The sequence below is a fragment of the Pseudomonas cremoricolorata DSM 17059 = NBRC 16634 genome, from assembly GCF_000425745.1.
In the GTDB taxonomy this organism is placed as follows: Bacteria; Pseudomonadota; Gammaproteobacteria; order Pseudomonadales; family Pseudomonadaceae; genus Aquipseudomonas; species Aquipseudomonas cremoricolorata.
On sequence record NZ_AUEA01000002.1, the window covers coordinates 455,804 to 479,342 of the forward strand.

The following is a 23,539-nucleotide window of genomic DNA, read 5'->3' on the forward strand; positions in this document are numbered from 1 at the left end:
GGCTTTCGCGACCGTCTGCGCAGCGCTACGTATCAGCTGACCCGCGTTGCCGCCGACAGCGCTCGGAGCAGTAGCGCACCTCGTCCCAGCAGCGCTCCCACTTCTTGCGCCAGGTGAAGGGACGGCCACAGACCGGGCACTGCTTTTGCGGCAGGTCACGCTTGTGCATGGCAGCGTATCCGCGGCTTGCAGCCCATCAGCGCGAGCGCTCTATTCAGGCTCCACCTCAGGGTCTTCATCATCAGGTTCAGCGGGCTTCACATCGTGGTTGGCGGGCTTGAGCGGGTCGTTGACGAACGGCACCTGGCTTGGGCCCTGCTCTTCCTGGCCTGCGGTTTCCGGTTGCATGGCGGTTGTCTCCTGGTGGGTTTGCGCATTGGAGGCGCGCCATCGAAGCGATGTTCCCTGACCGTTGCGGATACATAGCAATGCAGTCATCGACGGCTGGCTATAGTCAGACCTTCGTACCCCAGCCCGAACACCCCACACGCAGCAGAGGACTCGAGCATGCACACCACAGGCAACACCCTTCTGGTCACAGGCGGCGGCAGCGGTATCGGCCTGGAGCTGGCCAAGGCCTTCCTGGCCCTGGGTAACCAGGTGATCATCGCCGGACGCCGTGAAGACGTCCTGCAACAGGCCGTCGCCGCCAGCCCTGGCCTGCACTATCAGGTGATGGACGTCAGCGACGCTGCCGATAGCGAACGTGCCGTGCAGCGGCTGCTGGCCGATTACCCAACGCTGAACGCGGTGATCCACGCCGCCGGGATCATGCGCGGCGAATCGCTGCGCGAAGGCGCCACCGAGCTTGAGACGACCATCGCCACCAACCTGCTGGGGCCGATTCGCCTGGATGGCTGGCTGGTGCCGCACTTTCTCAAGCAGCCCCATGCGGCGGTGGTCACGGTGTCGTCAGGCCTTGCGTTTCTGCCCCTGGCGCTGACCCCAAGCTACAGCGCCAGCAAGGCAGCGATTCATTCCTACACGCAATCGTTGCGCTACCAGCTCAAGGACACCGCGATACGGGTTCACGAACTGGCCCCGCCCTACGTGCAGACCCACCTGATGGGCGAACGCCAGGCGAACGATCCCCATGCCATGCCATTGCAGGCCTTCATCGATGAGGTCATGGACATCTTCCAGCACACGCCGGAGGCAGACGAGATTCTGGTGGAGCGGGTCAAGCCGCTGCGTTTTGCAGAACGCGGGGAGGATTACACGGAGTTCTTCAACCGCTTCAACGACCAGATGGCGGCGGCACGCGAGGGCGAGTGAGGCAAGTGTGTCTGGCGTTGACGGATGAAATCGGGGCTGCGTTGCAGCCCCGATCGCTAAGCGGCTGAATCAGTCGACGCGCACGAAGATGTTCTTTGCCATCTCGTTGCCACCGACGGTTTCCAGACGCTTGCCGCCGTCGAGCACACGCACGTTGATCAGCGCCTGGCCGTCCTTGTTGCGGGCGGTGACGATATCGTCCTTGCGCTCCCACTCATCGACCTTGAGCTTGCTGCCATTGACGGTGATGTAGTCCTTGGAGAATTCCCAGGTCTGCTTGGGCGATTCGAAGCCCATGACCTTGGTGGTCTGTTCGTAGGTGCCATCCAGGGCATCGTTGCCGCAGCCGGCAAGAACGAAGAAAGGCAGTGCCGCGAGGGCCAGTTTGAGGGTGCGCATAAGATCTCCTTATCGGGGGTCGGATGGTTGAGGCGGTCGTCGGCGCGGGACGAACCTGCCAGACGCCCCTGCCCGGCCTGGCGTGGCCGCCGCCGTGGTTACGGAGGCGTCAACGCCAGGCTCAAGAGCAGAAGCGAGAAAGTGCGGCGCGATGATAAATTCGAGGCGCACGCTATCGACAAGTAACGGTTTGAAACATTCACTGGACACGGTGTTTTTTTGCGCAGCCGATCACAGCCTGAGCACGGGCATGAATGGACACGGGAATTCTGCATACAGTCTTCATCAGCGGCGTAATGCGCTACCCTGTCGCACCTGATTCCCATTCGCCAGCATCGGCAGAGAGCGCTGCACATGATCGAAACGCTACGCGATGCCACAGCCGCCCGCTGCAGGGTGCTCATCGTCGAAGACGATGCATTGCTGCAAAGCATTCTGGTGGAAATCTTCACCGACCTGGGCGCCCAGTGCGAGGCGTTCCTCACGGCAGACGACGCGCTGATACATCTGTTGCAATCCCAGGTGACCTACAACTTGATCGTGACTGACTACACCTTGCCCGGTCAGCTCAACGGTGGAGACTTCGTGTTGATGGTGCGTCAGCGCTGGACCTCGGTGCCGGTGATAATGACCACCGGCCTGGCCGTCGAACTGGGTAGCGTACTTCCGGCCAACGTCGCATTTCTGCAAAAACCCTGGAGCATCGAGCAAATCGTGGCCACTGCCCGGCAGTTGCTGTCAGGTGACATCGCGCGGATTTGAAGCCGCTATCCATGGTTTGTAATTGCAGTGTTGCAATGAACGCCCATGCATCTGGTCGGCCAGTACGGGAACGACTATTCCTGCACACGCGATGGGTGTAAATTGCCGGCATTTGCGCCCCCTCTTGCTCAATCCGGAAGTTCCTATGCCTACTCTGTCACCCGACGAAGTCGTTCGCGCTGCGCTACAGGTTTCACATGAGCGTTTGCGCAAACAACATGAGTTGGTCGTAGGCTTTGCGGTCCAATCGTTGAACATGAGCAACATCGACGACTTGCTGACACTGGCGTGCGCGATAGCCGCGCAGGGCATGGGTACGCAGTTCGCCAAAGTGCTTCAGCCACTTCCCGAAAGTGCGCTGTTCATCCTCAGTCATGGTGTGGGCTGGAACAAGGCCGACATTGGCAACGCCACCGTCGGCGCCGACGACGCAAGCCCCGCAGGCTATGCATTCACCAGCAACCGTCCGGTGATCTCCAACCACTTGGGCCAGGAGCTGCGCTTTCGCACGCCGAGCCTGCTGCGCGACTACGACATCAAACGCGCGATCAACGTGCCTGTTCGCGGCGCCAGCGGCACCTTCGGTGTGTTGGAGGTCGACAGCCGTGACGGCGATGACTTCATCGAAAGCGACCTGGTGTTTCTCGAAGGCCTGGCCACCATCATCGCCATGGCCATCGAACGTCTGGCGGCGAAACTGGAAAGCAGGAACGCACACCCTTATTCGGAGAGCGTGCTCAACGCCAGCCCGGACTGCGTGAAGATTCTCTCCTGCCAGGGCGAAGTCGAATTTTTCAATGAGGCGGGCCTGTGCCGCATGCAAATAGCCGACTTCGGCAAAGTTGCCGGCAGGCCTTGGGTCGATCTCTGGCCCGAGGCGTCCAAACAGGTGGTGATCGGTGCGCTGGCGCAAGTAAAGAAGGGTGATTCGGTGCGCTTCGAGTCATTCTGCCCAACCTTCAAGGGCGAACCTCGCTGGTGGGATGTCACGGCCGCACCGATTTATGCCGACAATGGCGAGATCGACAAGATCATTGCGGTTTCCCGCGACATCACCGAGCGCCATGAACAGGAACTTCGTCTCGCCGCCCTGGTGGATGTGCAAAACACACAACTTACCGAGAGCGGTTTGCACCTGGAAGAAATCCACCACCGGGTGAAGAACAGCCTGCACCTGGTCAATACCTTGCTGTTGTTGCAGGCGAACCTGTCCAACGAAGAAAGCGTCAAGGCGCAACTGCAAATTGCCGCCAACCGAGTGCTGACCATCGCCGCCGTGCACGAGCGGCTGTACCAGGACGCCGATGAGCAGGGCGTCAGCGCGCCGGAATACTTGCGTGCCCTGCTCGGTGACATGCAAAAAGCCTTCGGCGACCCTGATATCACCTGCACCGTCGACGCCTTCCCGCTGCCCGCCGAGCGCATGGCGCCTCTGGGTCTGGTGGTCTCCGAGCTGGTCACCAATGCCTTGAAGTATGGCCGCGGTGCGATCTGCGTGAACGTGGTCAAGCAAGGCCCTGACGCGCTGATCGAGGTCAGCGACGAAGGCGACGGTTTCCCCGAAACGTACCCCAAACCCAGCGGAACCGGGCTGGGCATGCGCCTGGTCAAGAGCTATTCAGGCTACGGCGAACAGGCCATCACCCTCGACACATCGACGGGCCTCAGCACGATCCGGGTGCGCTTCAAGCTGTAGGAATGTGGCATGCTCCGTCGCTCATTTGCGAACGAGGGCAAGCAGTCCATGGCAGCGTCGTGCATCACTTACTACCTGGAAATGACCTCGGCCTGCGAGCTGCAGGCCAAACCGCCGCGTGATGATCTGCAGATCGTCGAGTGTGAAGTTGCGCAGCCCGCCTTGAACCGCTTCCTCTACCAGTTGGTCGGCGGCTCATGGGGCTGGGGCGATCTGCTGGCATGGAGCGACGCCCAGTGGCAGGCCCTGGTCGAGCAACCTTGCCATCGCACCTGGGTGGCCTATCACCGCGGCGCCATCGCCGGTTATTACGAGCTGTATCGCCCCGACCAGCGCAATGCCGAGATTCGCTACTTCGGCCTGGCCCCGCAGTTTCTCGGCTGCGGCTTCGGCGGCGCCCTGCTCAGCCACGCCCTCGAATCGGCCTGGCAATGGCCGGGCACCGAGCGGGTCTGGGTACACACCTGCAGCCTCGATCACCCGGCGGCGCTGGCCAACTATCAGGCTCGGGGCTTGCGCGTCTATAAGCAGGAAGTCGAGGCGCAGAACTAACCCTGAAACGCATTGTCAGTGACGACTGTGGTATTGAGCAACAATGGCCTGTGCGCATGGACGCCAAGTTTGTACGTTTCATCCAAGGACCCCGCCGCCCCATGTCTAAAGCGCTTTCCCTGCTATTGATCATCGCCGCACTCAGCGGCTGCGAGAGCTTTTTCCGACCTGCAGATTTCGATGACCCGATTATAGGTCTGCGCTGCTTGTTGCTGGCCGGTGAGAAACCCTACGACTGGCGCAATCTGAGTTACATCACGAAATATTCGAACTACGGCAATGCACGCTGCACGATGGTTCTGGGCAAGATCTACCAAGAAGGTCTTCAGGACGAAGAGCAGGACTTCAGCAAGGCACGCAAACTGTTCGCGAAGGCGGCCGAAACCGAGCCAGCCGCCCACGCGCTGCTTGGGCAAATGGCCAAACGCGGTGAAGGCGAACCGGTCGACTACGTCAAGGCACGCACCGAGTTCGGCCTGGCTGGGGAATCAGGTGCACTGGAACTAGGCAAGTTGCTGGAAGCTGGACAAGGCGGCGCGGTAGACGTGCCGGGCGCGATGGCGCTGTACTTCACGAATATCACGTATTTCGGCGACGACGCCTGGAATGCCATGGACCGTCTGCGCCAACAGGGCCAGCCCCTGAGTGAAGAGCAACAACAACAGTTCAGAACATTCTGGTTGCGGTCTTTCGAGCGCCAGCTCCGGACTCGCCTGACTGTTCGGGAAATCACCGAAGCGGTCAATGCCAGCGGTTCGAAGAAAGGCGTCACCCTTTCGTTCCGTTTCACGTCGCAAAGCGGCAAACCTCAGGTCGTCATGACCCAAGGTTCGGGCAATGCAGAAGTCGACCGCTGGATCATGAAAGCCGCTTCGTATATTCACATGGATAATTCGCCACCGCTGACCGATGAAAGTGGCCAGTTGAGTCTCGACTACCCCATGGTGTTCAACCCAGGATCGACTGAACGGATGTGGTACATGTGCGGAAAAGCCCCCTGCAAAGACTGACATTGTCAGACCGCAGGGATTGAACCCTTCCCCGGGATTACGCCCGACCTTCAAGACTGATAAAGGATGGAACTATGCGTCACTCATTGGCAAGGTTCTCAGCAGCGCTGAGTATCGTGACACTCCTGGCGGGCTGCACCGAAGAAAAAGTGCCCGAGCCAACCGCGGAAAACTGCGGCCCCGAGTTGTACGAGAAAAACCTCGCCAGCCTGTCGAAGGACGCGAACCGCAACGAATTCATCGCCGCCTGCAAAAGCTTCCTGGCGTCAAAGAAGATGACCGAGTGGAAGTTCGAGAAAAGCCCCAAGGGCAAGTATTGAGTCAGGCGGTGTGGCGGTATTGAGCGGGTGACCGGTTCAAGCCCGCCCTGTTGAGCGTCACGGCACGCATTGCTCTATGCTAGCCCTCGGCGATGGGCCGATGAGATGAACCAGTGATGATAGAAGATATACGCTACCTGATCGTATTTGCGAAAATCGCCGAAGTTGGGTCAATCTCTGGAGGGGCCGCCGCACTGGGGCTTACGACCGCGACAGCGAGTCTGCATTTATCCAGACTCGAGAAGAACCTGGGCAGTGCACTGATCTATCGAAATACTCGCAAGCTCTCGTTGACCCATGATGGCGCGCGGTTGATGGAAACCGCGGGGTCCATGTTGAAGCTCTACGAACAAGGCTTCATCGAATTCAAGCAACGCTCAATATCGACGCAGAACAACTTGCGCATTTCCATCCCTGCGGTGTTCATCAACAGCGCTTTCACCCGCCACATCGCCGCGTTCAGCAAAGCCTATCCTGATGTCCGCCTGAGTATTTCCTGCAATGACACACGCCACGATTTGATTGGCGAGAGTATTGACGTGGCGTTTCGCATCGGCGAACTGCCAGACAGCTCACTGAAAGCACGTCACCTGTTTCTACTGCCACGCCGGGTCATCGCGACTGAGCAGTATCTCTCCGAGTGCGGGCCAGTCAAGCATCCACGAGACTTGGCGTCGCTGAAGTGGATTGGTCTGAGCATGCGGCCAGACACCCGGTTATTTCGCCACACGGAAACCGGCGAAGAGGTGCAGATCAAGTACACGCCCTGTATCCGTGTTGACAACGTCGAAGCATCCTATCGACTTGCCCAGCTGGGCACCGGACTCGCAGCGCCGCCTGATTACCTCAGCGACGAAGGTATTCGCCGCAAAGAAGTAGTCGCTGTGCTACCCGAGTGGATGCTGGATCCGCTGAAAGTGTATGCGGTATGGCCGCCAAACATCGCGACGAGCAATGTGGCCTATACCCTCATCAATAGCCTGTACGATGCGTTCAGCTCCCGCTCGCTGGATGAGCGGTGAAAAACTGCAGGTACATCATATAGCTCGCTGTCGCAATCAACATTGCACCCAGGGTCAGGTTGAAGATACGAATACGCCGCGCGCTGTTCAGAAGTATCGATGCCCTGTCCCCGAGTACCGCCCAAGCGGCAAGCGATAAATAGCAGACCACAAAATAGATCGCCATGAAGACGATCAGGGACGTCGGGGTACCCGGGCGGGAGAACAGTGCCGCGCCGGACGCGCATGCGATCCAGGCTTTTGGATTGAGCCATTGAAGAAGTACACCTTGCACGAAGGTGGGAATAGGACTCTTTGCAACGAACCCATCAGGCCGAGACGCCGCGATTCGGCATCCAACATAGACAATAAAGGCTGAACCGGCGACGCCGAGATATTCAAGAAAAACAGGATAAGCGTCCATGACTTCAAGGAGCCAGAATCCGACCACGATAAGCAGCAGGGTAAAACCCAGGGTTGCCCCAGACACGAACGGAAACGTTCGCCAGAAACCATGCGTGGCGCCCGACGCAACAATGACCATATTCACCGGACCTGGAGAGATGGACATACTCAACGAAAACATACTCATCGCGACAATCAGCGCAAGTTCCATTCATGACTTTCCTTACAAGACGCAGTGCCGAGTGTTCTCGATACCGATAAAAACCGCAGTTCGCCGATGAGCACGCATGGCAACGTCTCGCCGGTCACGCACAGGTTACACAGGCAACGACGCCACATTAACGGGGCATCGTTCAAAGCAGAGTTTGAGTTTTCCGGACTTGTTGGCAGCCTCTGACTGTGGCATGACCTCGATGCGCTGGGCAGAGGGCTGTCAGGCGAGCAGCGTTTAAGCGACCCTTTCAACCAGCGCACCGCCACCTCTGACTCCTCGGAAATATAAACGCCCACCGCTCTTCAGCTTTGCCCCTGCCCCGCCGACACAAGGTCATCAGACCGTGGTTTTCGGAGCCTTTCGATGTCATTGATTCCCGCACGTATTTCGCAGCGCATGACGTTGGCCATTCTGGGGCTGCTGGTTCTTACGGCGGTGGCGATCTATGCCGTGATCACCCTGGGCGGCAAGCCGCGGCTGCTGGCCGCTGGCACCGAAGCGGCCGAGCAGTCGGCCGCGGCGCTGACCAACGAACTGGCCTTGCCACTCAACCGCATCGAGGGCACTGCTTCGGCCATGGCCCTTCTGGCGCAGACCCTGCCGCGTGATGTGGCCCTGTTCCAGGACAACCTGGCGGGCATCATCGATAGCCATGGCGATGCGGCCATCGCCGGGGGCGGCGTCTGGCCCGAGCCGAACGCCTTCACCCCAGGCACTGAGCGGCGCAGCTTCTTCTGGGCCCGTGGCAGCGACAATAAACTGAGCTTCTCCGACGAATACAACGATGCCAGCACCTCGCCCTATCAGGCCGAGTCCTGGTACACCGGGGTCAAATCCACAGCACCGGGCCGCTGCGTCTGGTCCGATGCCTACCAGGACCCGGTCAGCGGTGTGGCCATGACTACGTGCAGCGTGCCGTACCAGAGTGCAGGCACGTTCGCAGGTGTGGCGACCATCGACTTGAAACTGGACGGCCTGGCGACCTTCCTCAAGGAAAAAGGCGGCATTACCGGCGGCTACGCGTTCGCAGTCGATGCCGCGGGAAACGTGCTGTTCTTTCCCGACAGCAAAGCCGGCAAGGCGCTGTTGACCGTGGCCGCGTTGAGCAAGGAGCAATCCTGGCTGCAGCCTGTGGCCGAGCGCCTGGCCGACACGTTGCCGGCCATCTCGACCTTCCGGCTTGACCACGATGCACGGCTCGACACGCCGGCCTACGTGACGCTGGCGACCATGGACAACACCGGCTGGCGCATCGGCCTGGTGACGCCCGAGTCGCGCGTGGTCGGCCTGGCGAATCATCTGACCGGGCAAATATTGCTGTTCCTCCTGCCGCTGATGGGCCTGCTGCTCGGTCTCGCCTGGCTGGCCGGCAAACGCCTGTTGGTCCAGCTCGAGGAAACCACCCGGCAAATCGACAGCCTGGGGCAAGGCGGTCAGGCCGGGGCGCGCCTGGACATCCTGCGCGCCGATGAAATCGGTGCATTGCGCGAATCGGTCAACCGCTACGCCGGCTCGCTGCGCGACATGCTCAACCGCATTGCCGAGGAGTCGGTTTCCCTGGAGCGTCAGGCCAACGATCTGGCGCAGTTGTCCCACGGCCTGGCCGAGCGCGCTGAAACCCAGCGGCAGGACAACACCTTGTTGGCGACCGCCATCACCGAGATGTCGGCCAGCGCCAGCGAAGTGGCGCACAACACGTCAGATTGCTCCGACACGGCGCAACGCTCTCTGGACGAGGCGCAACACAGCCAGAATCAGGTCAACGACAACAGCCAATTCATCGAAGTACTGGCTACGGACATTTCCGGCGCGGCCGACGCCATCACGCAACTGGGCGCGGACATCGAGCGCGTCGGCAGCGTGCTGGAGGTGATCAAGTCCATCTCGCAACAAACCAACCTGCTGGCGCTCAACGCGGCCATCGAAGCCGCCCGCGCCGGCGAGCAGGGCCGTGGCTTCGCGGTGGTGGCCGACGAAGTCAGAACCTTGGCCGGCCGCACACAAACCTCCGCCAACGAGATTCAGGAGATGATTTCGCAACTTCGCCAAGCCTCGAGTTCGGCGGTCGCGACCATGCAAAACGGCGCCGAACGCACGCGCTCATCGGTGCAGCAGGCGGTCGGCGTCGCCTCCACCCTGGGTACTACGGTCAGAAGCTTCGACGATATCGTCCGGCGCGCGCAGCAGATTGCCGTGGCCGCCCAGGAGCAAAGCCACGTCACCCACGAAATCAACGAACTGGCGGTGCGTATCCATACCTCCAGCGAGCAAGGTGCACGCGACGCCAATGCCTTGCGCGAACTGGGCAAGGGTATGCAGTCGATTTCGGGGCGACTGGGCGAGTTGAGCCGAGGCGGTCGTTGACCAATCGGTTGGGGCTGCCTTGCAGCCCCACGCGGTTGAAGCGCAGCACAAGCACCGTCAGCCATCGCCGGCAACTTCCGATCAAGCCTTGATAGCCACCCACGTAATGCCCGCACAAAGCCCTGCCAAACATAGAACCCCGGCCCCATAACACAGCGTACGCCAAGGCTGCACGCCGCTCAGGTAAGCGACAGTATGCAGCACCCTCGCAAGGGTAAACACCAGGCTCAGCCACACCGTGAGCATGGCCGGTACATTCAAGGCCACCGCCAACCCGCCCAAGGCAAAGAACGCCGGAATGTTCTCCAGATCATTCGCCCACGCCCTGCCCGCTCGAATCACCGGTGCAAGTTCCTGGGCTCGCGGAGCGCGTCGGAAAATAGCGGCGTCCTCGACATTGATGAACGCTTTATGCCGCAGGCGGTAAAAGCCCTGATAGCACGACAAAGCAAACATCTTGAGAAACAGCACCACTGCACAACTGGCATAAACCGACAATGCGCTGTTCATCGCTGGCGACCTCGATCAACACCATTGACCACCAGATACAACAGCGGGCCCGCGGACACGAACACCGCCGTCAGCAACAAGTACGGCAACACGGCAATCGATGATCTGCCGCGCGAGTGGTTGTCCTTCAGCAACCACGCACAAGCGAGCGCCGCCATCAGATAAAGGTCGATCAGAACTTGGGCAGTATCAGGACGGGAAATCAATTGCAGTCCGAATGCGATCAGCGATTGTTCGGCGATCAGCATCGTCCAGCCGGTGTACAGCGAAAACAGCGCCAGCGCTGCCAGCGCAATCATGCGAAGTGCCATGTTCGATTCCTGAATAGGGTTTGCCGGCACAGTAGTGATAGGGTTGGCGGCGCTCAATGACCTCTGAGGTCATCGACAACACCCAAGGAAGGGCCTGGCATGGATGACACGTCGCGACACTATAAAGCGCCCGCCCCGGCCACCACGGCGGGCCAGCAGTTGCGCCATTTGCGCCAACAGGCTGGGCTCAGCCAGCTCGACCTGGCGCTGATCGCCGGGGTTTCGCAGCGCCACCTCAGTTGCATCGAAACCGCGCGCGCCAAACCCAGCCCGAGTACCTTGCACGCATTACTGTCGGCACTCGGTGTCGCGCTGGAGCAATGCAACGAGGTGTTTCTCGCCGCAGGCTACGCGCCGCGCTATGCCGCAACGCCGCTTCAAGCCCCTGCCCTGGAGATGGTGCATGGGGCCATCGCGCACATCCTGCAAGCCAATGATCCAGCACCCGCAATCGTCATCGACAGCAACTGGGACATCACCGCCGCCAATGTGAGTACCGGGCTGCTACTGACGATGGCCGGTGTGCCGCACGACGCGGCCTCGGGCCTGAACCTGCTGGAAACCCTGCTCGCCCCCGGCGGCCTGGGCGATCGCCTGGTCAATGCCCAGGAGATCCGCGCCACGGCCTGGCAACGCGCCTCGCGGGAAGCGCTCGGCAACCCCGCCCTCGCCCAGCGCCTGAGCACCCTGCCTCGCCCGCAGCACGATGTGCCAGGACAAAACGCCAGCCCCGTGCTGCTGACCCGCGTGCACAGCGCAGAGGGCGAGTTGAGTTTTCTGTCCACCTTCACCACCTTCGGCATGCCGCAGGACATCACCGTCGCCTCGCTGCGCATCGAGCATCTGATACCGGCCGATGCCTCGACGCTGCGACGGATGAAAGAAGCGTTCGAGCACTGGAGTGTGGATCATCCTCAATAAGCCTGGGTCAAGCTCGACACGCCCTATTGCGCATAGCGCTTCGCCCCCGCGACACACAGCACCGCCCCCAGCGTGACCATCAGCATCATCCAACTGACGTGCTCGTGCAGCAGCAACGCCGCCAGTGCCAGGCCCAGGAACGGTTGCACCAGTTGCAGTTGCCCCACCGCCGCAATGCCGCCCTGAACCAGCCCTCGGTACCAGAACACGAAGCCGAGCAACATGCTGAACAGTGACACGTAGCCGAGGCTGAACCAGGCCGGCGCGCTGACCTCGGCCAATGCCTGCGCCGCAGGAAAGTTGAGCAAGGTCAGCAGCAGCATCAACGGCAACGCCACCAGCAGCGCCCAACTGATCACCTGCCAGCCGCCCAAGGTCCGCGACAATCTCGCGCCTTCGGCGTAGCCCAGACCGCACACCACCACCGCCGCAACCATCAGCGCGTCGCCCACGGCTGCCCCCTCTCCCCCGGCCAGCCACGCATAGCCCGCGACCAGCCCTGCACCGATCAGCGAAAACACCCAGAACAACGCTCGAGGCCGCTCACCGCCACGCAGCACGGCAAACCCTGCGGTACACAGCGGCAACAACCCGACGAAGACGATGGAGTGCGCGGAAGTCACGTGCTGTAGGGCCAATGCCGTCAGCAGCGGAAAACCGATCACCACCCCCAGTGCGGTGATCACCAGCGACGCCACATCACCTCGCGCCGGTCGCGGTGGGCGCAACATCAGCAACAACAGCGCGCCCAACAGCGCGGCGATCGTCGCCCGGGCACAGGTCAGGAAGGTCGGATCGAAGTCCGCCACGGCCACCCGGGTCGCCGGTAACGATCCGGCGAATATCGCCACCCCGATAAAGCCATTGATCCATCCGCGGGTTGTGTTTTGCATTGCTCAGTCCTCGCCAAATCTGCGCTGAGTAAAGCACTGACAGCTTCGGCGAAGCCATGTACAGTCCCTAACAGTTTGGCCGAACTGTTATGCCCAAAATACCCGCACAGTCGAGGAAACAATGAAGCGCAGCGCCCCGCGAATCGCAGCGGTCATGGATGAGGTTCACGCAAGAATTGCCGCTCGTTCCTACACGCCCGGGACGAAAATCCCCTCGGTCCGAGCCATGGCGCAAACCCTGCAAGTGTCAGTGTCCACCGTGCTGGAAGCCTATGAACGGCTGGTCGCCGAGGGCGTACTCAATGCTCGCCCGGGCTCCGGCTTCTACGTCGAAGGGCCCGTGGCGCCCCTGGCGCTCGCCGAACTCGGGCCGAAGCTCGATCGCCAGGTCGACCCGCTGTGGATCTCGCGACAGTCGCTGGAAACCGCCACCGATGCGTTGAAACCTGGCTGCGGCTGGCTGCCGCCGGCTTGGCTCTATGAAGCTGGGGTACGCAAGGCCCTGCGCAACGTGGCCCGCGCCAGTGCTGCGCAGCTAACCGAATACGCCTCACCCCTTGGCCACGGCCCGCTCAGGCAATTTCTATCGCGACGCCTGGCCGCCAGCGGCATCGACGCTGCGGCTGAGCAGATCATGCTCACCGAGTCGGGCACCCAGGCTATCGACCTGATTTGCCGTTTCCTCCTCGAACCGGGCGACACCGTGCTGGTGGACGACCCCTGCTACTTCAACTTCCAGGCCCTGCTCAAAGCCCACCGGGTCAATGTCGTGGGCGTGCCTTACAGCACAACGGGCGCAGACATCGAGGCTTTCGGCACTGCACTCGCCGCGCACTCACCCAGGCTCTACATCACCAACTCCGGCATCCACAACCCCACCGGCGCAACACTGTCCCCGGTGACGGCGCATCGACTGTTGAAGTTGGCCGACGCCTGCAACCTGATCATCGTCGAAGACGATATCTTCGCCGATTTCGAAACCACTCCCGCACCCCGCCTCGCCGCCTTCGATGGCTTGTCTCGGGTCATCCAGATAGGCAGCTTCTCCAAAACCGTCTCCGCTTCGATTCGCTGCGGCTACATCGCCGCCCGAGGTGACTGGATCGAGCGCCTGGTCGACCTGAAGATCGCCACCTCGTTCGGCGGCGGGCGCCTGGCGGCCGATATCATCCACCAAGCGATTACCGACAGCGGTTACCGAAAACACATGGAAAGTGTCCGCCGCCGGCTCAACGAAGAACGACAAAGAATTGCCCCGAAACTCAGCGCCCTCGGCATCGAGCCGTGGATGATGCCCAAGGCCGGCATGTTCCTCTGGTGCCAATTGCCCGAGCACATGGATGCCGCGGTACTGGCCAGAACTTGCCTGAAAGACGGTGTGGTACTGGCGCCAGGCAATGCATTCAGCCAGTCGCTGACGGCGGGGGATTATCTGCGTTTCAATGTCGCCCAGGCAGGCAATGGCAAACTCTATGAAGTGCTGGCGCAAGCGATGGACGTTTGTGCGGCTAACACTAAGTAGTAGCAGCCGCTTTGCTCAGCCACTCGGCCCGGGTCATCTCCCAGATCTCGACACTCATCGACCCGGCAACGAACTCGCCCTCCTGCACCGCCACCCTGCGCATGCCCTCATGTTCCGAGACCTTGCGCGACGCGGTGTTGGCCACCGCCTTGGGCACCTGCATCACAGGCCGCCCCAGCGTTTCGAACCAATACCGGTTCACCACCCGGCACGCCTCACGCATATACCCCCGGCCCCACCACTGCGGCGCCAGCCAGAAGCCGCGATTGTTGCCCGGCTCGTCGTACAGGCTGATGCTGCCCACAACACACTCGGCATCGTCACGCAGACGAATCATCCAATGCCACTCCCGCCCCTCAGCCATGGCCGGCAAGGCCAGATCGCGCACATACACCAGCGCCCCGTCGCCTGGGTACGGCCATGGGATACGGCTATTGAGGTAGCGCACCACCTCCCACTGGGGGAACAGTGCCTGAATGGTGGGGGCGTCCGAGAGCGTTAGCGGGCTGAGGATGAGGCGGTCGGTGCGCAGGGTGGGGAGGCTGTCCATTGCGGTGGGTCCTTGGCGGGTTGATGGCCTGCGCCGAACAAGATGGGCCGATACGATTAACGAAGATCGACTGCCCGCGTTCGCAGCCATCCTATTGAAGGTAGGCATCAGCTGCCAGCCTTGATGTGGCGCTTGGAAAACTGCCCTGAAACCGAGGTAACATCAAAACGCCATGGCACAGCCCAGGCGAGCTGTTCACGGATCGACCAAACACTATCGAAAGGATCTTCATATGTGGGTAGACAAGGTTCAGGTGGGTATCGACCTGGCCACCAGCGTAACCATCCTGATTGCGGCTGGAACCTTCTGGGCCAACGCCAGAAAAGAGCGAAAAATCGGAGTTGCCGACAGTGCCAGGTCGACCATCATCGACAATATCAATGCTTCCATTACCGATATGGCCCAATCGTTCAACGCGTTCGTGAGGTTGAGCACTTCAATCGAAGACACCATCAATACACCGCTTCGCCTCGGTGAGACCTACTTGGCAGCTCGTTTGAAATCGGGACAGCTATCGGCTGCGGAAATCATCGCGCAGTTCTCCAACAGCGTCACCGCCATGGGCGAGTTCTATGAAAAAGGCGAAATGCTGAAGTACACGATCTTCCCATCGCTCTACTCGATCGGCGATGAGCACGAGGCCGTGGAGATCATCAAGAAAGAAATCACCGACGTGATGAATTCCCATAACCAGTGCAATTCGACGCACCTGTCTTACCTGAGATCGATCCTCGCCCTCGACTCCAAAATAAAGGCATTGCAAGCGGAGGGCATCGAGCTGTCGGGTTCGAACATCATGAGTGAGCTGTGTCGCGTGGTGGATGACAGCGATCACTTTCCATTCCTGGAGTCGTTCTTGAAAACCGAGCACGAACAGCTCTTCCAGCAATCGATTGCAAAATCCATCACTGACATGACCGATGAAGAAAAGAATATTCGCAATACGCTGCTCAACACATTGCTGGGAATGATGATTAGCGAATCGGAAACGGTGATCGCTTATGCCTTCAAGAGACTCAGCTACAAGGTTCAGGAAAACCGGATTCAATGCAAAGAGTTTCTCGTCACGTTGAGTGCAGTCTCCAGCAAGATGCAGCAGCGTTCCAGTGACTTCTCCATCAAGCAAGCCTATGTCGATTTGAGTTCGGAACGTTACTTTGATACCAAGGGGACGATCAGATAAATCTCCGGGTAAGCATGGGCTCAAGCGCTGGCTGAACCGCGGCACTTGTCACCTGGCCAGCAGAAACACGTGGCGCAGCAGTTGTCAGCGCGACAGGCCGATAGACAGCCCCGATTCGATCTGCGCCTTGGGCACGGCGTCGATGCCGGCCCGCAGAAACCGCGAGATGACGCAGTATGAAAACAACACTACTTGCAGTTGCCCTCTGCCTCGGATCGATGGCTGCGGTGGATGCTGCACCCAAAGAGGCATCCCGGGATACGACCGCCCTAAAGATCGTGCCCGGCAGGCTCGCTATCGATAGAAATGGAATCGCCGGCATCGCCTTGTACGAATCGACGGGCGCGCTAGACGCGCAACAGGCCTCGGTACGCAGTGCGGTAGTTATCGTCCATGGGCATCTGCGCAATGCCCATACCTACTTCGAAAGCGGACTCAGGGCGATCGCTCGATCCCACAAAGAAGGCCAGGTGTTACTGATAGCGCCACAATTTCCGGCACAGCAGGATGTTCAGCGAAACGCTCTGCCAGCGGGCACCCTGCGATGGACCTCGCAGAGCTGGATGGCCGGCGACAGCGCACTAGCACCTGCGGCGTTGAGCAGCTTCGATGTTTTCGATGCCATTCTCGACAAACTCAATGACAGATCCAGGTTTCCTAATCTGAAAGAAATCGTCATCGCGGGCCATTCTGGAGGCGGCCAGGTGGTACAGCGCTACGCGGTATTACGACACCCGCCCCGCGCAGGCGAGGGTGATTCGGTGCTGGTACGATTCGTGGTCGCCAATCCCTCGTCCTACGCGTACTTCGACGCCTGGCGTCCAGAGCCCGTGAACAGCGCAGATTGCCCTGCCTATAACACCTGGAAGTATGGCCTCGATGACCTGCCCAGTTACGCCTCGAGCAAAGACGCGTCCACCTTGTTACGTCGCTATATCCAACAGGATGTGACCTATCTATTGGGCGGGAACGACACCGACCCCAACCATCCGGCCCTGGACAAAAGCTGCGCGGCGCAAGCACAAGGCCCGTTCAGGCTGGCCAGAGGGTTGAGTTACTACAGCCACTTGGTTAAGCAGCAGCCCGATGTGATCAACAGGCAGAGGCTGATGATCGTTCCGGGGGTCGGCCACAGCGCCGATGGCATATTCAATTCAGATGCCGGTCAGAAAGCACTGTTTGGTGGCTGACCGAAACCCTAGCCTGATCTACGGCTGCGGCTTGTGCAGTTCATCCACCAATGTGCGGTTGAACTTCGCGGCATCTTCCATCTGCGGAGCATGCCCTCGTCCGGGGAATTCAACGAGCCGTGCATGGGGGATCATCTGCGCGGCTCTTTTACCCAGCACCTTGTAATTGCCCAGCGTCTTCTTGATCTCAGCAGACGCGATATCGCTGCCAATGGCCGTGGTGTCGGCATCCCCAATCAGCAGCAGCGTCGGAACCTTGAGGTTCGGCAGTTCGTAGTAGACCGGCTGGTTGAAAATCATGTCGTAGATCAGCGCCGAGTTCCACGCCACGCGCTTTTTCCCCGGACCATTGTTCAGCCCGGCGAGCATATCCACCCAGCGGTCGTACTCAGGCTTCCAACGCCCGGCGTAATAGGTGTTCTGCTCGTAGGTACGAATGCCTTGCGCCGACAGTTCGAGCTCACGCTCATACCATTGATCGACACTGCGCCAAGGCACGCCCAACGCCTTCCAATCCTCGAGGCCAATAGGATTGACCATCACCAGCCGCTCGGTCTGCTGCGGGTACATCAACGCATACCGAGCCGCCAACATCCCCCCTGTCGAGTGCCCCATGACGACAGCATTCTCAACGCCCAGGCTGCTCAACAGTTCACGCGTATTCGAGGCAAGCTGCTGGAACGAGTACTGATAGGCCGCAGGCTTGGTAGACGTACAAAAGCCCACCTGGTCAGGCGCGATCACACGATAACCCGCCGCCGACAACGACTTGATCGTGTCCTCCCAAGTCGCCCCGCAGAAGTTCTTGCCGTGCAACAGCACCACTGAACGGCCATTGGAATTGCCTGCCGCCGGCACGTCCATGTAGCCCATCTTCAAGGGCTGGCCTTGGGACGTGAACTCGAAATGATGCAAGGGGAAGGGGTATGTGAAGCCTTGCAATTCTTGGCCGTAACCAGCTTGAGCGCCGGGCACGGCATCGGCCGCCAGCGTGACGGTCGAGCATGTGCTGGCGAGTAGGATGGAACCTGCTAGTAGTGCCTTCATCACTGCATTACACCACGCTGGGTCAGAATTCGGGGGCTGCCTTGGAGGCGTTGGTACGTCAAGGTGTTGGGTTCGAGGTTAACTGATTCGATGGCGTGAGGTCAGTTTGTCCGTTGGAGGTGTCGACGCAAGGTAAGCGGCCAGCGAACACACCTTCAGAATCCCAGCATTAAGGGCGATGGTGTCCACCTAAAAAATACGTGGACACCATCGCCCTTACCGCAAGGATCACCATGCGCCAGCGCACCTCTTATCCGAAACCGTTCAAAGCCCAAGTTGTTCAGGAATGCCTGCAACCTGACGTGTCGATCGCCAGCATCGCCTTGCGCCATGGCATCAATGCCAACTTGGTGCGCAAATGGATACCGCTCTATCGCGACCGTCAACCTGACGCGCTCCCGGCATTCTTGCCACTGACGATGAAGCCTGAGTCTGAGCCTTTGGAAGCAACGTTGGCGCGTATTGAGATTCCATTCAAACAGCAAACATTCACGGTGACTTGGCCCACTGTCGACCCCGACGGCTGTGCGCGTTTCATTCGTGGTCTCGTCACATGATCCGCATCGATACGATCTGGCTCGCCACCGAGCCCATGTACATGCGTGCCGGCACCGAAACGGCGTTGGCCCGTGTTGTTGCGGTCTTCGGTGCGGCGAAGCCGCACTGCGCTTACCTCTTCGCCAATCGTCGCGCCAACCGGATGAAAGTGCTGGTGCATGATGGCGTTGGCGTTTGGCTCGCAGCACGTCGACTCAACCAAGGTAAATTCCATTGGCCGGGCATTCGTCACGGCGCTCAAGTGGAATTGGACAGCGAGCAAGTTCAGGCGCTCATCGTAGGGTTACCTTGGCAACGCATGGGTGCCAACAGCACCATCACACGGCTTTAGTACTGACTATTGGCCTAACCGCCAATCGCCGCCAGTGTGTTGCTCTGGCATTATTGGCGGCATGACTTCTTTATCTGACCTCGACAAACTGACCCCAGCAGAGCTACGTGCGCTGCTTGAGCAGACGCTGACATTGCAGTCTCAAGTCGAGTCGATGAGCCGCAAGATCCAGAACGACAAGATCATCATCGAGCAACTCACGCACGAGATCGCCGTTCTCAAACGCCATAAGTACGCCAAGCGCAGCGAACAAATCAGCCCAGAGCAAGGCCGCTTGCTCGATGATTTGCTCAGCATCGACCTTGAAGCTATCGAGGCGGAGTTGAATGCACTTCACCCCGATCCCGCCCCGAAAGAACCAGGCCAAAAACCGAAGCGTGCACCACTGCCTCCACAGCTTCCACGTACAGTTATCCACCATGAGCCCGACAACACCCAATGCGCGTGTGGCTGCCAGCTTCAGTGCATCGGTGAAGATGTCAGCGAAAAACTGGACTATACGCCGGGTGTATTCACGGTTGAGCAGCATGTACGTGGAAAGTGGGCCTGCCGGGCTTGTGAAACACTGATACAGGCGCCGGTTCCAGCATACGTCATCGATAAAGGTATCCCTACAGCAGGACTGCTGGCCCATGTGATGGTGGCCAAGTTCGCTGACCATCTGCCGTTATACCGACAGGAAAAGATCTTTGGCCGTGCTGGCCTGGCGATTCCACGCTCGACGCTGGCACGTTGGGTTGGGCAAACCGGCGTGCAACTTCAACCGCTTGTTAATGCCCTGCGTGAAGCGGTGCTGGCTCAACCGGTCATCCACGCCGATGAAACACCGGTACAGATGTTGGCACCCGGTGAAAAGAAAACCCATCGAAGTTATGTGTGGGCCTACAGCACCACGGCTTACGCAGAATTGAAATCCGTGGTCTACGACTTAAGCCCGAGCCGTGCAGGCGAGCATGCGCGCAACTTCCTGGGCGACTGGCGCGGCAAGTTGGTATGCGATGACTTTGCCGGCTACAAGGCCAGTTTCGAGCAGGGCATCGTAGAGATTGGCTGCATGGCCCATGCACGACGCAAGTTCTTCGATTTGCATGCGGCGAACAAGAGTCAGCTGGCCGAGCAGGCCCTTCTGACGATTGGCGCGCTCTACGAGATAGAACGGCAGGCCAAGGACATGAGCGAAGAAGACCGCCGACGAATACGTCAGAGCGACGCGGTTCCCATCGCTGAAAAACTGCATGACTGGATGCTGACCCAGCGCGAGCTCGTGCCCGAAGGCTCGGCCATCGCCAAGGCTCTCGATTACAGCTTGAAACGCTGGGTAGCGCTGACGCGCTACCTGGACGATGGATCTGTGCCCATCGACAACAATCAGGTCGAGAACCAGATACGGCCATGGGCACTCGGGCGCTCGAACTGGTTGTTTGCCGGGTCGCTACGCAGTGGTAAACGAGCGGCTGCGATCATGAGTTTGATCCAGTCGGCGCGCATGAATGGGCATGATCCGTATGCCTATCTCAAAGATGTACTGACGCGGCTGCCGACACAGCGGTACAGCAAGATAGAGCAGTTGCTGCCGCACAAGTGGGCACCCTTTTAGCTGCGCAATGTACGCTGCTCAGACACTAACACAACATTAAAGGAATTCGGTATGATCCGGCGTTATCAACCTTGCGACATTAACCATGTCCTCGATCTGTGGCTGGATGCTTCAATCAAGGCACATGATTTTATTCCTGAAGCGTTCTGGCGGGAGCAATTAGGTGCCATGCGCGACCATTATCTACCACAAGCCGAAAATTTTGTAATTGAAGGCGAAGGTCGGGTACTTGGTTTTATGTCGTTGCATGAGAATCGTCTAGAAGCGTTGTTTGTCAGTTCTCACGCCCAAGGACGTGGGTTGGGGCGACAGCTACTGCAAGAGGCCAAGCGCTTACGTACGGCTCTTGAACTGAATGTCTATAGTGCCAACGAACGAGCAATAGCATTTTATCAGGCTGGCGGTTTTTCAACTGTTGCTGAGTCGCATGATCCAGTTACGGGGCAGCAGGAGCTTACAATGCGCTGGAGTTACAACTGAACAACTCGGTTGGCCGGTGAGGATCGATGGTCTGATCCATTTGGCTCACATCACTGGGCATGATCTATATGCCTACTGGCTCAAAGGTTTGCTGACGCGGCTGCCAACGCAGCCGGCCAGCGAGGGAGCAGTTGCTGCAGCATCAGTGCCGGCAAGTATTGGCCTGACTTACTCAAGGTGAGTTCGCCGGACGCTTACGACGCAAGTGACTGGCATGAAAACCAAACAAGCCAAGCTCTTCCGGCCTTATTTTTGATCGATCCCGACGTTCCAGCTGGGATGACGGATAAGGTGCGGTTCATATTCGTGAAGGTAACGCTAAGCTTACCGGTCCATAGTTATGAGGTGGACTGAAATGACTGCTTCGATTGATCCGAGCGTTCTCTTGGCCAGTGCGACCTTGCTGCTCGCCTACCTAGACTCGAAAGACCGGACGAAACTATTGATTCGGCGTGGCGGCTTCGCAATTCTCACCGCGTTCATAGCCATCCGATATGCCGAAGAGCTGAAGCTTCTTCTCTACACACCCGGAGAGGCTGGCTGGCAGACGATCTTACAAGGCTATGGGCTTTTGTTGGGCTTGGTGGTGTACATCAGCCTGCTGCCGGCCATGGTCATATTCTGGCGACATGTCGATAAGCACAATCATCAATAAGCAACTCTGCCGATCGGAGGGTTCAGATGGATGGGACCGCCGCGTTTTTCATGTGTGGGCGATTCTGCTGGTTCAATGCGTGCCATCGAATCACGTCCACGCCTCGCGACCATCCTCAAAGCACCAAACGAAACCTCCCGGCACCCAACACTCACCATTCCTGTTGAGCCAAAATATGTCTTCATCCAGCTGATCCTCATCGGGAAAGGCTCGGAGGTAGGCGTCAACCTGTTCCTCAACGCTGCCGGTCAAAAATGAATCAGCCGCCAGCTTGACCCGTCCCTCGGTGAGCAGCCTGCGCAAGATCTGTAGAAAAAACGTTTTGCGCTCTTCGAAACCTGACTGAGATAACGCTTGGGCCAGGTTGAGCCACAGGGCATTTACATCGAACCCTTCGCTGAATTTCACGATTTGGCAATACGTTTCGTCACTAATGTTCATGACATTCATTAGAACTCAAGCCCCACTTATCGGCCCTCGCTGCAAATACACGTTAGCCGCAAGCCCCAACGATTTCACCCGCCACCCTCGTAGCGCCCTAACTGACTCATGCCTTTTTTGCTAGAATTCCGTCTTTCGTCGCGAACGAACCAGCGATTCCACTCCGCATCCAAAACCCCCTACCCGCTCACCGCTGCTGCCTCAGACCAGCAGCAAACCACGCAGACCCAGCATGTCCCCAAAATCAGCCACACCCCAACGCCTCGAACCCTCCCGCCGCTTCTCGGTCGCCCCCATGATGGATTGGGGCTACTTATGCTAACAGCCTTGATCTACGCGACCTGCCAGCATTTAGCACCGCCTTCGTACCAACTATGTACCACCTTCTCTTAGCAGAATCACTCGAACATCATCGGTATCCGGCCAAAAGCTGTCTTCCAATTTCCCAGGCGCCGGATCAATTTTGGCTTAGCAGCAAACTATCAGGCTCATATGCAACGTGGCGCGATGGCAAGCGCAGCTCTGATTTAGCTTGACAATTTTCTTTAGACCTTCAAGAATTTAGCCATACCGGACTGGTCTCGTTCGGTGCTGCTGGCCTTGCGCGAATTCTTTGGATACGAGACCAACCTGCTACAACCGCTTCACCCCTTCTTTTTGATACGAAACTTGACCCTAGTCAGGTGCACCACGGCCCGCCAGCTGCTGTATAAATCTTGTGCATCTGTATGAGGTGTTTACATGGTTCGTATTCCCGTTACATTGGCCGACTTCGAAAGTGGCCGCGTCAAGAGCTCTGTTTCCAAGCTTGCCAAGCATCATCCCGGCCAGCCTGTTAAGCCAAAGCGGTCATCGGTGCAGCAAATCTTTGCCCAGATATTGGGATATGGTGGATACGAAGAGCTGCGCTCGCAGGCCAAACAAAATGGCCCTCTCTATTCCGGTCAACCGCTGGCAATAGCCCAATACATTGCTCCCATTTCACTACGCATATCGCGCTACTGGGGTTTGTCAGCGAGAAAAGCAGAGTACGTAGCGGCTGCCCTGGGCCTAATGCATCTTGACGCATTCCGCCCCACAGCTCGTCATGTTCAATCACTGCCTTTACGTGAAGTCAGGGTGAGTCCATCCAGCTCCTGGGCTAACCATGGCGTTTCAGCCAGACCAATCTTCGAAGCTATGCTTCAAGCTAGAGTTACGCCGATGGCGGACATTGCAGCCAGTCTGGAAGCACTGAAGCCATCAACCCAGATGATCGCCACCCTGGAAGCACTGAAACCAATGGCCCAACTGGCAGCCAGCCTGGAAGCACTGAAACCAACAGCACAGATGGAAGCCATGTTGGAGGCAAT

General features: G+C 58.9%; 27 protein-coding genes and 3 pseudogenes. 19 read left to right on the top strand and 11 right to left on the bottom strand.

Annotation, left to right across the window (positions count from 1 at the left end; genetic code table 11):
• Positions 1-25: 25 nt before the first annotated feature.
• Together H618_RS22300 and H618_RS22915 are read right to left on the bottom strand one after the other, a co-directional pair.
• On the bottom strand, positions 26-169 hold the full coding sequence (locus tag H618_RS22300) for a DUF2256 domain-containing protein (RefSeq protein WP_081673702.1): 144 nt from the start codon (positions 167-169) through the stop codon (positions 26-28).
• A 41-nt stretch (positions 170-210) separates the two neighbouring features.
• Entirely contained in the window at positions 211-348 is a 138-nt protein-coding gene (locus tag H618_RS22915; RefSeq protein WP_169338830.1) for a hypothetical protein, read from the bottom strand.
• Between the two features lie 159 nt (positions 349-507).
• On the opposite strand from H618_RS22915, the gene H618_RS0104410 reads away from it, so the two are divergent.
• Positions 508-1,275 carry an SDR family oxidoreductase gene (locus H618_RS0104410; protein WP_028693918.1) on the top strand — a complete coding sequence of 256 codons (768 nt, stop codon included), beginning with the start codon at positions 508-510 and terminating at the stop codon, positions 1,273-1,275.
• Positions 1,276-1,344: 69 nt separating this feature from the next.
• Here H618_RS0104410 and H618_RS0104415 read toward each other — a convergent pair whose 3' ends face one another.
• Positions 1,345-1,674: a hypothetical protein gene (locus H618_RS0104415; RefSeq protein ID WP_028693919.1), complete on the bottom strand. Its 330-nt coding sequence runs from the start codon at positions 1,672-1,674 to the stop codon at positions 1,345-1,347.
• A 354-nt stretch (positions 1,675-2,028) separates the two neighbouring features.
• Here H618_RS0104415 and H618_RS21220 point away from each other — a divergent pair, with 354 nt between their 5' ends.
• From H618_RS21220 to H618_RS0104445, 6 genes are all read left to right on the top strand, one after another.
• Entirely contained in the window at positions 2,029-2,436 is a 408-nt protein-coding gene (locus H618_RS21220; protein WP_050577202.1) for a response regulator, read from the top strand.
• A 145-nt stretch (positions 2,437-2,581) separates the two neighbouring features.
• Positions 2,582-4,132 (top strand): sensor histidine kinase, encoded by a 1,551-nt coding sequence (locus tag H618_RS0104425; RefSeq protein WP_028693920.1) that lies wholly within the window; start codon positions 2,582-2,584, stop codon positions 4,130-4,132.
• A gap of 48 nt (positions 4,133-4,180) precedes the next feature.
• Positions 4,181-4,684, top strand: coding sequence for a GNAT family N-acetyltransferase (locus H618_RS0104430; RefSeq protein WP_028693921.1), 504 nt, complete (start codon positions 4,181-4,183; stop codon positions 4,682-4,684).
• A gap of 101 nt (positions 4,685-4,785) precedes the next feature.
• Positions 4,786-5,694: a tetratricopeptide repeat protein gene (locus H618_RS0104435; protein WP_033727467.1), complete on the top strand. Its 909-nt coding sequence runs from the start codon at positions 4,786-4,788 to the stop codon at positions 5,692-5,694.
• 74 nt (positions 5,695-5,768) lie between these two features.
• The gene (trbK, locus tag H618_RS0104440; protein WP_028693923.1) at positions 5,769-6,014 is read left to right on the top strand and encodes an entry exclusion lipoprotein TrbK; all 246 of its coding nucleotides are present in this window, start codon (positions 5,769-5,771) and stop codon (positions 6,012-6,014) included.
• A gap of 116 nt (positions 6,015-6,130) precedes the next feature.
• Positions 6,131-7,036, top strand: coding sequence for a LysR family transcriptional regulator (locus tag H618_RS0104445; RefSeq protein WP_028693924.1), 906 nt, complete (start codon positions 6,131-6,133; stop codon positions 7,034-7,036).
• Here the strand turns inward: H618_RS0104445 and H618_RS0104450 are convergent.
• A complete protein-coding gene (locus H618_RS0104450) occupies positions 7,008-7,631 on the bottom strand; it encodes a LysE family translocator (RefSeq protein ID WP_028693925.1) in 624 nt (207 codons plus the stop codon). The genes H618_RS0104445 and H618_RS0104450 overlap by 29 nt on opposite strands.
• A 579-nt stretch (positions 7,632-8,210) precedes the next feature.
• On the opposite strand from H618_RS0104450, the pseudogene H618_RS23390 reads away from it, so the two are divergent.
• Both H618_RS23390 and H618_RS23395 read left to right on the top strand, forming a co-directional pair.
• Positions 8,211-8,879 (top strand): annotated as a pseudogene (locus H618_RS23390) (PDC sensor domain-containing protein); the annotation flags it as partial.
• A gap of 522 nt (positions 8,880-9,401) precedes the next feature.
• Positions 9,402-9,998: pseudogene (locus tag H618_RS23395) on the top strand (methyl-accepting chemotaxis protein); the annotation flags it as partial.
• Between the two features lie 81 nt (positions 9,999-10,079).
• On the opposite strand, the gene H618_RS0104460 reads toward H618_RS23395, so the two are convergent.
• Both H618_RS0104460 and H618_RS0104465 read right to left on the bottom strand, forming a co-directional pair.
• Entirely contained in the window at positions 10,080-10,508 is a 429-nt protein-coding gene (locus H618_RS0104460) for an MAPEG family protein (RefSeq protein WP_028693927.1), read from the bottom strand.
• A complete protein-coding gene (locus H618_RS0104465) occupies positions 10,505-10,819 on the bottom strand; it encodes a hypothetical protein (protein WP_028693928.1) in 315 nt (104 codons plus the stop codon). The genes H618_RS0104460 and H618_RS0104465 overlap by 4 nt, the downstream gene beginning before the upstream one ends.
• A 99-nt stretch (positions 10,820-10,918) precedes the next feature.
• On the opposite strand from H618_RS0104465, the gene H618_RS0104470 reads away from it, so the two are divergent.
• Positions 10,919-11,740: a helix-turn-helix domain-containing protein gene (locus H618_RS0104470; protein WP_028693929.1), complete on the top strand. Its 822-nt coding sequence runs from the start codon at positions 10,919-10,921 to the stop codon at positions 11,738-11,740.
• A gap of 23 nt (positions 11,741-11,763) precedes the next feature.
• Here H618_RS0104470 and H618_RS0104475 read toward each other — a convergent pair whose 3' ends face one another.
• Complete coding sequence (locus H618_RS0104475; RefSeq protein ID WP_028693930.1) at positions 11,764-12,633, bottom strand: DMT family transporter; 870 nt, start codon at positions 12,631-12,633, stop codon at positions 11,764-11,766.
• Between the two features lie 121 nt (positions 12,634-12,754).
• Here H618_RS0104475 and H618_RS0104480 point away from each other — a divergent pair, with 121 nt between their 5' ends.
• Positions 12,755-14,155: an aminotransferase-like domain-containing protein gene (locus H618_RS0104480; RefSeq protein WP_028693931.1), complete on the top strand. Its 1,401-nt coding sequence runs from the start codon at positions 12,755-12,757 to the stop codon at positions 14,153-14,155.
• On the opposite strand, the gene H618_RS0104485 is transcribed toward H618_RS0104480, so the two are convergent.
• Positions 14,148-14,705 (bottom strand): GNAT family N-acetyltransferase, encoded by a 558-nt coding sequence (locus H618_RS0104485; protein ID WP_028693932.1) that lies wholly within the window; start codon positions 14,703-14,705, stop codon positions 14,148-14,150. The genes H618_RS0104480 and H618_RS0104485 overlap by 8 nt on opposite strands.
• 232 nt (positions 14,706-14,937) lie before the next feature.
• Between H618_RS0104485 and H618_RS0104490 the strand changes: the two genes are divergently transcribed.
• A complete protein-coding gene (locus H618_RS0104490; protein WP_028693933.1) occupies positions 14,938-15,888 on the top strand; it encodes a hypothetical protein in 951 nt (316 codons plus the stop codon).
• 87 nt (positions 15,889-15,975) lie between these two features.
• On the opposite strand, the pseudogene H618_RS22700 reads toward H618_RS0104490, so the two are convergent.
• A pseudogene (locus tag H618_RS22700) lies at positions 15,976-16,056 on the bottom strand (amino acid ABC transporter permease); the annotation flags it as partial.
• Between the two features lie 8 nt (positions 16,057-16,064).
• Here H618_RS22700 and H618_RS0104495 point away from each other — a divergent pair.
• The gene (locus H618_RS0104495) at positions 16,065-17,078 is read left to right on the top strand and encodes an alpha/beta hydrolase (RefSeq protein WP_028693934.1); all 1,014 of its coding nucleotides are present in this window, start codon (positions 16,065-16,067) and stop codon (positions 17,076-17,078) included.
• Between the two features lie 18 nt (positions 17,079-17,096).
• Here the strand turns inward: H618_RS0104495 and H618_RS0104500 are convergent, their stop codons facing one another.
• Entirely contained in the window at positions 17,097-18,125 is a 1,029-nt protein-coding gene (locus tag H618_RS0104500) for an alpha/beta fold hydrolase (protein ID WP_028693935.1), read from the bottom strand.
• A 233-nt stretch (positions 18,126-18,358) separates the two neighbouring features.
• Here H618_RS0104500 and tnpA point away from each other — a divergent pair, with 233 nt between their 5' ends.
• From tnpA to H618_RS0104520, 5 genes are all read left to right on the top strand, one after another.
• Positions 18,359-18,682, top strand: coding sequence for an IS66-like element accessory protein TnpA (gene tnpA, locus H618_RS0104505; RefSeq protein ID WP_028693936.1), 324 nt, complete (start codon positions 18,359-18,361; stop codon positions 18,680-18,682).
• The gene (tnpB, locus tag H618_RS23090; RefSeq protein WP_028693937.1) at positions 18,679-19,014 is read left to right on the top strand and encodes an IS66 family insertion sequence element accessory protein TnpB; all 336 of its coding nucleotides are present in this window, start codon (positions 18,679-18,681) and stop codon (positions 19,012-19,014) included. Before tnpA ends, tnpB begins: the two co-directional genes overlap by 4 nt.
• A 61-nt stretch (positions 19,015-19,075) precedes the next feature.
• Positions 19,076-20,611 carry an IS66 family transposase gene (gene tnpC, locus H618_RS0104515; RefSeq protein WP_028693938.1) on the top strand — a complete coding sequence of 512 codons (1,536 nt, stop codon included), beginning with the start codon at positions 19,076-19,078 and terminating at the stop codon, positions 20,609-20,611.
• Positions 20,612-20,662: 51 nt separating this feature from the next.
• Positions 20,663-21,091 (top strand): N-acetyltransferase, encoded by a 429-nt coding sequence (locus H618_RS22305; protein ID WP_081673703.1) that lies wholly within the window; start codon positions 20,663-20,665, stop codon positions 21,089-21,091.
• A gap of 355 nt (positions 21,092-21,446) precedes the next feature.
• The gene (locus H618_RS0104520) at positions 21,447-21,746 is read left to right on the top strand and encodes a hypothetical protein (RefSeq protein WP_028693939.1); all 300 of its coding nucleotides are present in this window, start codon (positions 21,447-21,449) and stop codon (positions 21,744-21,746) included.
• A gap of 90 nt (positions 21,747-21,836) precedes the next feature.
• Here H618_RS0104520 and H618_RS0104525 read toward each other — a convergent pair whose 3' ends face one another.
• Positions 21,837-22,187: a DUF596 domain-containing protein gene (locus H618_RS0104525; RefSeq protein ID WP_033727495.1), complete on the bottom strand. Its 351-nt coding sequence runs from the start codon at positions 22,185-22,187 to the stop codon at positions 21,837-21,839.
• Between the two features lie 741 nt (positions 22,188-22,928).
• Between H618_RS0104525 and H618_RS22705 the strand changes: the two genes are divergently transcribed.
• The coding region (locus H618_RS22705) for a hypothetical protein (RefSeq protein ID WP_154660616.1) at positions 22,929-23,539 on the top strand (611 nt) is incomplete at its 3' end.